5 protein-coding genes are annotated in these 13,481 nt (G+C 41.8%); 4 read left to right on the top strand and 1 reads right to left on the bottom strand.

What is annotated here, in order from left to right; all coding sequences use genetic code 11:
• Positions 1 to 781 precede the first annotated feature (781 nt).
• Entirely contained in the window at positions 782 to 2,674 is a 1,893-nt protein-coding gene (locus IEX80_RS10235; protein ID WP_229701587.1) for a 7TM diverse intracellular signaling domain-containing protein, read from the bottom strand.
• A gap of 319 nt (positions 2,675 to 2,993) precedes the next feature.
• Here IEX80_RS10235 and IEX80_RS10230 point away from each other — a divergent pair, with 319 nt between their 5' ends.
• The 4 genes from IEX80_RS10230 to IEX80_RS10215 all read left to right on the top strand — a co-directional run bounded on the left by IEX80_RS10230 (position 2,994) and on the right by IEX80_RS10215 (position 13,471).
• Positions 2,994 to 7,064, top strand: a complete 4,071-nt coding sequence (locus IEX80_RS10230; protein WP_229701586.1) for a hybrid sensor histidine kinase/response regulator transcription factor — start codon at positions 2,994 to 2,996, stop codon at positions 7,062 to 7,064.
• A gap of 427 nt (positions 7,065 to 7,491) precedes the next feature.
• Positions 7,492 to 10,455 (top strand): SusC/RagA family TonB-linked outer membrane protein, encoded by a 2,964-nt coding sequence (locus tag IEX80_RS10225; RefSeq protein WP_229701585.1) that lies wholly within the window; start codon positions 7,492 to 7,494, stop codon positions 10,453 to 10,455.
• Between the two features lie 17 nt (positions 10,456 to 10,472).
• Positions 10,473 to 12,095: a RagB/SusD family nutrient uptake outer membrane protein gene (locus tag IEX80_RS10220; protein ID WP_090532928.1), complete on the top strand. Its 1,623-nt coding sequence runs from the start codon at positions 10,473 to 10,475 to the stop codon at positions 12,093 to 12,095.
• Between the two features lie 56 nt (positions 12,096 to 12,151).
• Positions 12,152 to 13,471, top strand: a complete 1,320-nt coding sequence (locus tag IEX80_RS10215) for a BNR repeat-containing protein (RefSeq protein ID WP_090532926.1) — start codon at positions 12,152 to 12,154, stop codon at positions 13,469 to 13,471.
• The last annotated feature ends 10 nt before the right edge of the window (positions 13,472 to 13,481 follow it).

Below are 13,481 nucleotides of genomic sequence, written 5' to 3'. Positions count from 1 at the left end.
AACGTGGAATAAACCAATAATGCAATAGGTTTATTGTGTGTAAGTTATTGATTTTAAGATGTTTAAATATATTTTGATACGTTTTGATAACGAAAAACTCAAACGTTGAAGTTGCGTATTTACAGCAGGTTACACCTCGTTGTTTTTTTCGGGTGATACGCTTGGTGAACAAGAAAAAAAAGTGAAAATATTTAAAAAAATGACAATTGAGGGGATTGGAGAGTGGTTAAAACCTGCCCTATTGCAACAGAAATAAGGTTTGGGGGATGGAAACAGGAGGGGCGCGTCCTGTTAGAGGAGAAAATCGCTATTGAAAAGCCAATACGTTCCTTACCAATGAATTAATCAAAGGAATTATTGATAATACAAAGGGGCTGTTCCCTCAGGGGCTCTCGCAGATTTAAGTTAACCCACAAAATCAATAGTCAAATTGGGTAAAGTGCGTGAGTTGAGCCCCTCTGGGGGTAGGGGATAGGACGTTTTTTTCTACAAACCTTTTCCCCCTCTGGGGGACTTTTATAATTTAACAAACAGGTATTAATTGCCAAGGACAAGTGCACCAGAGGTGCAAAAGGTTTGTAGCAAGTGAGATTATTGAAATACCCCTTGCCCCAGAGGGGCAAAACAATACACCTTGCTGATTAAACGACAAATCAATTTTATGGAATAGCTTGGATCCGCGAGGGTTTCGGAGGCATCGACTTACTTAGACTATATACAAACAGCGAAAAATGTCAACGAATAACACTCCCCAAATCCTACAAAGAAGAAATGCTACTTCTCACATCACCAGCACCGTCCATCCCTGCTGATCATTCTTTTTCCTTGATTTTTTCTTTTCCTGCAATACTTTCTTTATACGGATGGCGTAAGTCCAGCAGGTGCTTTGGCGGATATCGAGCTTTTCGGAAAGCTGGTGCGATGATATCGTGCCGTTAGTACTGTAAATAAGATAGGTTAGATAAAAAGCCTTATTGATAGGAATGCGGCTGTTTTGAAATATGGTATTATGCAATGCCGATTCTTCATAACTGCATTTAGTACACCGGCGGCTGTGCGGCAACCTTCCTGCACAATATGTTGTATTTGAGCAGCGGGTACAGATAAAGCCATCTTTCCATTTTAAAGCCGACAGGAATTTAAAACAGGTTTCCTGGTCGGGATACTTTGCGCTGAATTCTTCATAGCCCAACTCTGTGGATAACGCTCGTGATTCGGTAACCTTTTCAATGTTTGTTTTGAGCTGGACATTATCTTTTTCAAGTAAAATATTCATTCTTAATATTTCACCGGCCTGCTTTTCCAGCTGCTCGTTGGCCCGTAACAATTCTTTGTTTTGGTTTTCGATGATCTGACTTTGTTGCCTCACCTCGTTTGATTTTTCAACCAGTTCGTGTGTGCGGATTTCAACCTGGCGCTCCAATTCCTCATTTATTGAATCCTTCAACTGGCTGTTCAATTGCATTTGCCGTATGGTTTCTTCATGGGCTGCATCCTTCTCTTTCCGCAGGATCCTTACCTGGTCGCCAATGGCAAATGATAACAGTATCATCTCAATAATAAAACAAAAACTAAGGCTATAGTAACTTATAGGTGCAGGTAAAAAGTAAGCGTAACCAAGGGCGGTAAACGCTTTAACTATAAAGCCCACAAACAAAATTGAGTAGGCCAGCACAAAAAAGCGGGCCGGCTTGTAGCCGTTTTTATAGATATAAACACCGGTAGCAAAAGCCAGCGATAGCGGGATTACTTCAACAAACTTATATACAAACAGCGAATTGTTGAAGATAAGGCAATACAGAAAATAGGTGGTGCGCAGCAATATCACACAATTGATTAGCCTGTTAAACTGCGGAGCTTTTATTTTAACCTGCAATAGCTCCTTGCTGAATATCAGGGCGCAAATACTGGTAAAATATAGGGCAGTGCCGTTCCCGTAATTATTTAAAGCTGGCGCTCCCGGCCATAAATATTGGAACGCGATGCCATCGGCACTCATTTCGTAAAGGCCTACGCTTAAAATGTAAAATACGTAGTACAGGTATTGTTTCTTTTTAACCGCAAGGAACATAAGCAGGTTATGGAAACAAAAAATAAGGATCATGCCATAAAACAAGCCATAGGTTAAGTATTCATTAAGCGCATAATGAATAAAGTAATTAATAGTACGATAAACTATGATAACGTTCACCGCATTGTGCGATTTGATCCTGAAATAATAGGTATGATAACCAGGGTTGGTATCCCCGATCAGAAACTCAAAGTTTTTATGATGGAAAAGCCTGCTATTGAAATTAAGGTTAGCGCCCGATTCACTTTTGATATAGTTACCCGCCGCATCAGGCATATAAGCCGTTACCTCATCGGTTGTTTGATCAAACAACTCAATAATGCTGTTGTTGTTTACCGGTTCGCTAAAGTACATCCGCACGCGAAACCAGTAAGCAGAGTTTTTATGGTGATTGCTGGGGTAGTATGAGCTGTTTTCGGTAAAAGAGGAGCTCATTTCCTGTATATCCCGGAAAGTTAGTTTCCCGGTGCTATCCTGTAGGTATTTTACCTCGTTAAGGGTAAACTTATGTTGCTGAATACCTTTATCAACCCGGAGTATATTTTGAGCACGGGAAGTAAGTGCCCACAGGCATACATAAAAAATAAATAAGTACTTAGTCAATGCAGGTAAATGTTTAATCAAATGTTTTCAATAAGTAGTGTTGCCTGCAATAATTTAAAATGCATAATTACTGCATTCTCCCATTTTTTGGGATGACGGTCATACACAATAATGTTTATTAAGAACAGGTTTACAATCTCCCAAATATAATTAATTGTTAATTATTTGTCGTTGCTGGTTGCTCTATTTTCTTTATATTTTCTGATACACTTTTGATGTATTGTAATTCATGATGTACCAAAACAGGATAAAATTTGCGAATGAAAGCCTGCTACATTTTGATACCTTTGAAAACAACCAGTTATTGATTATACGGCGAATGTTTCAGCGATTAAAGGCCTTTTTGCTCATTTTTTTTATATGCTATTCTTTAGCAGCCATAGCAAAAGGCCCTGGTTTCCCAGTTAGGTATTTAGGTATTGAAGATGGTCTTTCAAACAATGCGGTAACCTGTATTACACAGGATAAATATGGCTTTATGTGGATGGGAACTTATGACGGGCTCAACAGGTATGACGGTTACACATTTAAAGTCTTCCGGAACATCTGGGGAGATAAAAACTCGCTCGTCAATAATCACATTAAATCCATTAACGCCAGCGGCGGACGAATATATGTAGGAACCGAAAAAGGACTCATGTATTTTGATTATGCCGACTCGCGCTTTCATGCGCTTTATTGTTATAATGAAAAGCATGAGCCAATTAAAATTGGGTTTAATATCAATGAGATAGTCTCCGATCGGTCGGGTAATATTTTCGCTACCAATGGTACATACGGCTTCCTAAAATTTGGGAAAACAGATACCATTGGCAAAGAGATCCTGTATGATGTCAAAAAACAACAGTTTAATACCATTGCTGCCCAGATGGATACGCAGGGCACTATCTGGATTCTGGTAAACGGGGTTGGGCTTGGCAGATACGATGCACCGGCTGAAAAGATAAAAATTGTATCACCAGAACTGGCATATGCAGGTTGTATGACCATTGATGGAAAAGGTAAAATTATTGCAGGCGCAGGTAATGAATTATGGATGTATGATCCTGTCACCTTGAAAACTACGAGGCTGGAGAACGGGCTTAACAAAGTGACCAACAACAATATTTTTAGCCTCACCACAACAAGAAACGGCGATATCTGGATTGCAACCAATGGGGGAGGGATTAAAGTTTGGAACCCGGAGACCAATACGCTCATCTATATCAATGCAGGCGAAACACCTAATAGCTTACGGAGCGATGCTGTTGATGCTGTTTATGAGGATGATGAATCCCGGATCTGGATAGCAACCTTACGGGGTGGCGTGAACATTATTGACCGCAAACCGGCCTCTTTTCATGTGTTCGCGCATGATGCTTTTAATAAAAATAGTGTTATCAATAATTTTATCCTGTCGTTTTGCGAAGATAAGCAGCATAATGTATGGATTGGCACTGACGGCGGCGGGTTAAATTACTGGAACACTAAAACAAATACGTTTACTGCCTATGTACACCAAAATATTCCGGGATCTATCAGCAGTAATTTTGTTGTAAGTATTTTAAACGACTATACCAATAAGATTTGGGTGGCAACCTTTAATGGTGGCATTGATGCGTTTGATAATGCAACCGGCCGGTTTAAACATTATAGCTGTTATAACCCGGTGGATAAAAAAGAAGAACGGAATTTTTGGAAGCTTTATGAAGATTCGCAGCACCGTTTGTGGGCAGGCAGTACCTGGGGAGGGGCATTGTTTTTGTACAACCGGGCCAAAGATCAGTTTGAACTTTTTGATAACAGCCTGGTAAACCTCCACGCGCTTTTTGAAGATCATAGAGGTAATTTGTGGGCGGGAAATTATAGTCGCCTCATCAAAATTGATGTTCAGCATAAAAAACACCAGGTTTATTTTATCGGCCAGGCCATCAGGGCTATTACCGAAGATAATAAACGCAATTTATGGATTGGTACCGAAGGCGGAGGGCTGCTTCAATATAATACCAACACCCATCAGTATAAAAGATACACCGAATCGGCAGGGTTACCGAGCAATACTGTACTGAATATATTGGTTGATAACAGCGGCAATTTATGGTGCAGTACTTATAATGGCCTTTCCTGTTTTAATGTAATCACAAAAAAGATCACCAATTACAATGCATCTGATGGTTTGCAAAGCAACCAGTTTAATTACAACGCGGCCTTAAAGCTGGCATCGGGCAAAATGTTGTTCGGCGGCATCAAAGGGTTTAATTTGTTTTCGCCCGATAGTATCGCTCCTTATGCACACCAGCCCCAGCTCATGCTTTCTGATTTTAAAATAAACAACGTTTCAATTGAGCTCGATAGTGTATATGGCCCAAAACTGCCGTTAAATGAATTAAAAAATATAACCATCCCGTTTAGCCAGGCAACGCTGAACATCAGTTATACAGCGCTTGAATATTCATTTCCCGAAAAGATATCCTATGCATATTACCTTGAAGGCTGGGACCATGGCTGGAACTATGTAGGCAAGCTAAAGTCGGCCTACTTTTCGCGTCTCAATGAAGGCTCCTATACACTGAAAATCAGGGCTACCAATACGGAAGGACAGTGGACAGCGCCACCCATTACCATTAAAATTATTGTTTTGCCACCTTGGTATCGTACCTGGTGGGCCTATATAGTTTACCTGTCATTAATAGTTGCTATAGGCTACGCGTTTTACAGGTACAGATTAAACCAGGCCAGGCTCAGGTTTAAGGTAAAGCTGGCCAACCTGCAGGTGGAGAAAGAAAAGGAGCTCAACGAAAAGAAACTGACTTTCTTTACCAATGTATCGCATGAGTTCAGAACGCCGTTAACGCTTATTATTAACCCTATAAAGGACCTTCTTAATCAAAGTAAAGGAAATGCAGAAGAGCTGAGCACAATTTACCGCAATGCGCGCCGACTGCTTGGTTTGGTTGATCATTTACTGCTTTTCAGGAAAACCGAAAGCGAAAATGCTTCGCTGAAAGTAAGCAGGTTAAATTTTGTGACTTTATGTAACGAGGTTTATTCGTGCTTTATTCAGCAAGCCAAAATTAAACATCTTCGTTATACCCTCGAGGGCGGCTCAGATGCCATTGAGGTGTACTGCGACCTGGAAAAGATAGAAATAGCTTTGTTTAACCTCATCTCAAACGCTATAAAATTTACTCCCGACCGTGGTACTATCCATGTTGTAATTGAACAGGACGATACTTATGTATATTTTAAAGTAATCGATAATGGCATAGGCATAAATACCGAGGCCGGCGATAGGCTGTTTGATAAATTTTACCAGGCAAAGGATAAAAACTACTTCCGCAAAGGTTTTGGCATAGGTTTATACCTGGTTAAGGTTTTTATAGAAAGTCATAAAGGTAATATTAGCTACTCAAACAACCCCGAGGGGGGCACTACATTTGTGCTTGCGTTGCCAAAGGGTAAAGCTCATTTTTCGGGAGAGGTTATTGTCGATGATGTTGTGCCGGATTACACGTATGTAAATGAGCTTATTAGCGAAGATAACAAAGATATTGTGCCGGAAGACGAGGATTTGGCGAGATTGGAGCTCTTCAGTTCGGCCAGGCATACGCTTACGGTGATTGATGATAACGACCAGATCCGTTCATACATCAAAAAGATTTTTACGCCGGGCTATAACGTAATCGAGGCGCAGGACGGTACCACAGGCCTTGAACTTATCAAGAAGCATATCCCCGATGTAATTATAAGCGATATCGTGATGGATGGTATCAGCGGGCTTGAACTGTGCCGGATTGTTAAAGAAGACCAGGCCATAAGCCATATCCCTGTTATCCTTTTAACCGGCGATACAACGCCGGATATAATGCTTAAGAGTATAGAGGAAGGGGCCATTGATTTTTTGCGCAAGCCTTTTGATAAAGAATTACTCATAGCGCGCGTAAAAAGTGTGCTACGCAATAAAACCGAGCTTCAGAATTACTTTTATAAGGAGGTTACCAAGAAAAGCACCGGTCGCAGTATCTCACAGGAAAATAAGGACTTTCTGAATAATTGTATTTCGGTAATTGAGCATTATTTTACCGACGATAAGTTTGATGTATATGTGTTGGCCAAAGAGATTGGTATCAGCTATGCAACCTTATTTAAACGTCTTAAAAACATCACGGGGCAATCGGTCAATAACTTTATCCGGTTTGTGCGCCTGCGCAAAGCTGCCGAATTACTCATTCAAACCAATTGTAATGTTAATGAAGCTGCATTCCAGGTTGGCTTTAGCGATGTGAAATACTTTCGCGAACAATTCTTCAAACAATACGGGATCAATCCGTCTGATTTTATCAAAAAACACCGCGCAAATTTTCAAATTTCGTATCGTATGAACGAGTTTGAAAAAAACTCTTCCAAATAAGACCCTGCCTTACCGGGATAGTACGTTGTCGCCGGAAAAGCTTTCCGGAAAAATAAAAGTGAATTTGACACTTATTTTATTGCTTATTCTACAAAAAACTATCAAAAAGAGGGTTTTTTATATATTTTGACCCCGGTAATTTATAGTTTTACCCCTCTCTCGCAAAGCCAAATTCCGCTTATTTCGTTTTAACCGACAGGCAATAATCAGTACCAATATTTTATTGCCGGCAATTCATAAACTAAAAATTAATGCAATGAAAATTTCAAAAATGCGCAACCGGGCAGCTAATGCAGTGGTGTTAAATCGGCCCGGATAGGCTCAGTTACCACACAAAATTCCAAATTAAATGAACCCTTATAAACCAAATTAAATTATGAAATATAGATTTACTCTCTTAAAAAGTTTTTCCGTATTGCTTTTAATAATGATGCTCACAGGCATTGCTCAACTGGCAAGCGCGCAAACAAAAATTAATGTAAAAGGTGTTGTAAAAGATGCTACCGGCAATGTGTTGCCCGGTGCAACTGTAAACATCCAGGGCACAACCCAATCAACCACAACCGATGTTAATGGCACTTTTAAAATAGAAGTTGCGGAAGGCTCAACGTTAAAGATCTCTTTTGTGAGCATGGTAGCCAAATTCATTGCGGTTACAAAAAATACCACCACATTAAATATCGTACTTGAAGATAGTAACAAGCAGCTTAATGAGGTTGTAGTGGTTGGTTACGGTACGCAAAAACGATCGGACGTTACCGGTTCGGTTACAACGGTACCCAAGTCCCGCTTATCACAATTGCCGGTAACTAACGTATTGCAGGCCGTAGAAGGTGCCGTTGCCGGGGTAACTGTAACCACCACATCATCAATTCCTGGTCGCCAGCCTTCAGTTACAGTGAGGGGTCAAAATTCCATATCGGCAGCTTCGGGGCCTTTTGTGGTAGTTGATGGTATCCCGCTTACAAAAAGTGGGGGATCACTTAATGATATTAACCCCAACGATATTGCGTCAATGGAAATCCTTAAAGATGCTTCCGCAGTTGCTATTTATGGTGCTAACGGCTCGCAAGGCGTTATCCTGATCACTACAAAACGTGGTACTACTGGTAAACCTGTAATTCGTTACAACGGATATGCCGGTTATGAAAATCTTGGGCATATCCTTGAACCACGCGATCCGGCCTCATTTACCCAGAAGTTCCTTGATTATGAATCTCAAAACCACTTAACTCAACAATTCCCGGAGCCGGTGTATAATAACTCAGAAAGGGCTAACTATGCAGCGGGCCGTACTATTGATTGGGTAAAAGAAACTACCCAGCAAGGCTTTATGCAAGATCATAACCTGAGTGTAACAGGCGGTACCCCCGATGTTAAATACTTTTTATCAGGCGATTATCTGAAACAAAAAGGTGTGATAAAAGGCTATCAGTATAACCGTGCAAGCGTACGTTCAAACTTGGATGTAAACGTAACCAGCTACCTGAGCGTGGGCGCAAATTTGTATTTCGCTAATAATAACTATGATGGCGGCAGGGCAAACTTACTGAACGCTACAGCCATGAGTCCCTATGGCAACGTATATAACGCCGATGGCACTTATACTATTTACCCGATGGCGCCTGAGCAATTATATGTTAATCCATTGCTTGGCTTAACTACAAATCAGATAAACCGCAGTGTAAACATTAGCGGTAATGGCTATGCTGAAGTGAAATTTGGAGGTGTGCTCAAAGGCTTAAAATACCGCTTAAATGCCGGGTATACTTACCTGCCTACCCGTGTAGACGGCTATAGCGGCCGTTTGGCTAATACACCTTTAGGTTCGGCAACCGCGGTAAGTTCCGAAACAAATAGCTACACACTTGATAACCTGTTGCTTTATACCCGCGATTTTGGTAAGCACCGGATCGATTTTACAGGCTTATACAGCGCGCAGCAGCGTAAATATTTCATTTCGGGAATAGCCGGCACTGGTTATATAAACGACGAACTGTCATTTAACCAGATTGGTATTGGCGCAACAGTATCAGGCGCAAGTGTAAATGGCTTTTCAGGGAGTTATTCAGATAGGTATGCGCTTAATTCGCAAATGGCCAGGTTGAATTATTCATATGACAGCAGGTACCTGGTAACCCTGACCGTAAGGCGTGACGGTTCATCAGTATTTGGTGCCAATACTTCCAAATATGGCTGGTTCCCGGTTGCAGCTCTTGGTTGGAATGTAAGTAACGAAGATTTTCTCAAAAACTCCAAACTGATCAATAACTTAAAACTTAGGGCATCATACGGTAAAACCGGTAACGAGGCGGTAAGTGTTTACAGAACCATTACATCGGATGGTACGGTAAGGTTTCCTTTTAATGGGGTAAGTACCGTAGGTATACAGGCAAACAATCTTGGTAACGGAAACCTGCACTGGGAAAGCACTAACCAGGCTAATATCGCGGCCGACTTTTCTGTGTTGAATAGCAGAATCAGTGGTACCGTGGAATATTATGATTCAAGAACAACCGGACTATTGTTAAACCGCGCCCTACCAACCATTACCGGTTACAACCAGGTTGTTGATAACATAGGTAAGGTAGCAAATAAAGGTATTGAGGTAACATTAAATACCCGCAATATTGATGGCAAAGATTTTAGATGGGAAAGTACTATTGTGTTTGCAGCAAATAAAAATAAAATTGTTGCCCTTTATGGCGATGGGAAAGATGACATAGGTAACAAATGGTTTATAGGCAAGCCTATCAATGTGATATATGATTACAAAATGACGGGTGTTTGGCAAACAGGCGAAGATCCTTCCAAGCAGGATCCCGTTGCTAAGCCGGGGGATTTGAAATTTGCCGATATTAACGGTGATGGTAAAATTACTGCCGATGGGGACAGGGTAATATTAGGACAGCAGGACCCTAAATGGACCGGCGGTTTAACCAACACATTTCATTATAAGAATTTTAACCTGAGCATCTTTGTACAAACGGCACAGGGTATGTTAAAAAATAACGCCGATTTAAATTACGCCGATGAATCGGGCAGAAGAAATACGCCTGCCGCGGTTGGTTACTGGACACCAACCAATAACAGTAACGAGTTTCAGTCATTAACTTATACCAACACGCGTGGTTATGGTTATCCGCGTAATGCCAGCTATACACGTATTAAAGATGTGACTTTTAGTTACGTAGTTCCTCAAAGGTTGCTTGATAAAGCAGGCATAAGCGGTTTAACCTTTTATTTAAGCGGTAGAAACCTGAAAACGTTTACAAACTGGATAGGATGGGACCCTGAGGCCAATTACTCAACCCGCGGATCGGGCGATTGGGTAAATAATTATCCACAAACCCGTACAATCATTTTAGGTGCTAATATTTCTTTAAAATAACTAACCCGTAAAAAGACATGAAAAACTATTCAGCAATATTACTCTTTGCAGGTGTGTTAACAGCATTCGCATCTTGCAAAAAATCATATCTCGACGAAAAACCATACTCGTCATATACTCCCCTTACTGTTACCGATTCATTGGGTATGGAGGCATCGGCAATAGGTTTATACAACCTTGAAACCGGTATCCTAACCTATTCAGGTGCGCAGGGCTGGCCAAGTGTTTGGCAGGTAGGTACAGATGTGGCGAACGCTACAGCCCAGCAGCAGGGGATAGAGGTGCCTTATTATAATTATAGTGCGCTGGCACCACAGGATGACGCCGCCAAATATATCTGGGGCAAATATTATGCGATGATCAATAACGCTAATATTATAATTGACAATGCTGAAAATCCATCAAATACAAAATTAGGATCTATAGGAAAAAAACAAGTGGAAGCAGAGGCCAAGTTTTTCAGAGCCTATGCCTACAATAACCTGGTTACCTTATTTGGTAAAGTGCCGCTTACTGATCACGCTTTAACTGTTCCGAAGATAAACTTTACCCGTGCGTCTCTTGATGATTTAAACGCGCTTATTACCAGTGACCTTAACTATGCAGTTACTAACCTGGCCGACCTTAATGCCGGTACCGCGAAAACAAACGCTCAGGGTAAGCCGGTTGGCAGGGCTAACAAATACATGGCAATGCAGTTGTTAGCCGAAGCTTATCTGCGTATGGGTAAAAACGACCTTGCTGAGCAGCAAGCTCAGGCCATTATCAATAGTGGCAAATTTAGCCTGATCAAAGCCCGTTATGGCGTAAGGGCAGGTGGCGCCGGCGATTACTATTCAGATATGTTTGTATATGGCAATCAACGCCGTGCACAAGGCAACGCCGAAGCTATCTGGGTGCTTGAACAGGAAAATTCATCAGTTGTTGTAGGTGGAAATGTGGATAATGCTCAGCAACGCAGGGTGTGGGGCGCGGCATACTATCAGATTCCGGGAATGTTGCCTTGCGATTCCTTAGGTGGTCGTAGTATCGGGAGATTAAGATTAAGTAACTGGGTGCTTTATGGGCTGTATCCACAAGGGGACATTCGTAATTCACAATATAGTATTAAAAGACAATACTATTACAATGATCCTAAGTACCCTGCGTTATTAGGAAAACCTGTACCATTTGCTGGCGCGGATACCTTATTCAGGATTTGCCCGAGTACAACTAAATGGGGCGCGTTTGATCCTAACGATACTTTTGGCTACGCCATGATCAAGGATTTTATCATGATGCGTTTAGGTGAAACTTACCTGCTACTCGCCGAAGCACAGTTTAAACAAGGCAAAACTGCCGATGCGGCCACTTCTATTAACGTGTTAAGGACGCGGGCTAATGCACCACAGGTAACGGCCGCGCAAATGACACTTGATTTTATACTTGATGAACGTGCCAGGGAATTGATCGGCGAGGAAAACCGCCGCCAAACCTTGATGCGTACAGGTACACTGGTTGACCGTGCCACGCGGCTTAATAGTAACGATGCCGTTCACCCAACAACCGGGCTCGCAGCTAAGAATCTGCTGCTACCTATCCCTCTGTCTGAAATTCAATTGAATAAAGATGCGGTGCTGGAGCAAAATCCGGGTTATTAAATTAAAACACAAATAAAAAGTAAGGGCAATATCCATTGCCCTTACTTTTACTTTTTATGAAGCTATACCATTTAAGATCACTTTTTTTTACATGTGTCCTGTTTGGGAGCACTATTGTTGTATCTGCTCAAACCGGCAAAGTAACTACTACCACTATTGGTTTGGGCTGGGCTAATAACTCTGTCAATACAGTTGTTTTTCGCAAAAACTCATTAGTTACTTTTAAGGGTGAACAATACGCCGCTTATTATAACAACGACCAGGCTTTAGTGTTGGCTAAGAGAAAAAGCGGATCTGGTAACTGGCAGGTTGCTGCAACGCAATATAAAGCCGATGCTGCTGATGCCCATAAGGATATCAGTATCATGGTTGATGGTGCCGGTTATTTGCATGTTGCCTGGGGGCACCATAATCAGACTTTAAACTATGCTAAAAGCATTAAGCCCGGAAGCCTAACTTTGTCGGCCCAACAAAGCATGACAGGGGGTGGCGAAAACAAGGTCAGCTATCCCGAATTTTATCGTTTACAAGATGGCGATCTGTTATTTGTTTACCGCGACGGAGGTTCGGGTAACGGAAACCTGGTCATGAACAGGTATAATATAACTACTCAAAAATGGGTTAACATACAGCAAAATCTTATTGACGGTGAGGGTAAACGCAATGCCTACTGGCAAATGTGCATCGATAAAAAAGGGACAATCCATATTTCATGGGTATGGCGCGAAACGCCAGACGTAGCAAGTAATCATGACATGTGCTACGCCCGATCAAACGACGCAGGTTTAACCTGGGAAAAATCGACTGGCGAAAAATATATGCTCCCGATTAATGCTGCTAATGCTGAGTACGCATGCCGGATTCCGCAGCACAGCGAGCTCATCAATCAAACATCCATGTTTGCCGATGACGGGGGCAACCCTTTTATCGCAACCTATTGGCGCGATAGCAGTTCAACTGCACCGCAGTATCATATTGTTTTTAAAACCAGCAGTGGTTGGCACTCGGCCAATCTTGGTTTTAGGAAAACGGCATTCAGCCTTGGAGGCACAGGTACCAAACGGATCCCGATATCTCGCCCGCAGATCATTACCTGGAACAATGGCGGGATGCAATCAGCAGCACTAATTTTCAGGGACGCTGAACGCGGTAATAAAGTTTCGGTGGCGATGAATGCCGACCTGAAAACTTCAAACTGGCAGGTTAGTGATTTAACTACCACGCCTGTAGAGGAATGGGAACCGACTTATGATACCGAGCTATGGAAAGATAAAAAGATTCTTAACCTGTTTGTACAACAGGTAGCCCAGGTTGATGGTGAAGGGAAAGCCAGTATACCGCCCACTAACATACAGGTATTGGAATGGACGCTTTAAAGTTGAAAGT

Source organism: Mucilaginibacter rubeus (assembly GCF_014643835.1).
Classification (GTDB): domain Bacteria; phylum Bacteroidota; class Bacteroidia; order Sphingobacteriales; family Sphingobacteriaceae; genus Mucilaginibacter; species Mucilaginibacter rubeus.
Note: the sequence above shows the minus strand (reverse complement) of the source record. Positions and strands in the feature narration are given on the sequence as shown.

Coding starts and splice junctions, on each gene's coding strand:
- IEX80_RS10230 (WP_229701586.1), top strand. CDS start 2,994: ATGTTTCAGCGATTAAAGGCCTTTTTGCTCATTTTTTTTATATGCTAT.
- IEX80_RS10215 (WP_090532926.1), top strand. CDS start 12,152: ATGAAGCTATACCATTTAAGATCACTTTTTTTTACATGTGTCCTGTTT.
- IEX80_RS10220 (WP_090532928.1), top strand. CDS start 10,473: ATGAAAAACTATTCAGCAATATTACTCTTTGCAGGTGTGTTAACAGCA.
- IEX80_RS10225 (WP_229701585.1), top strand. CDS start 7,492: ATGATGCTCACAGGCATTGCTCAACTGGCAAGCGCGCAAACAAAAATT.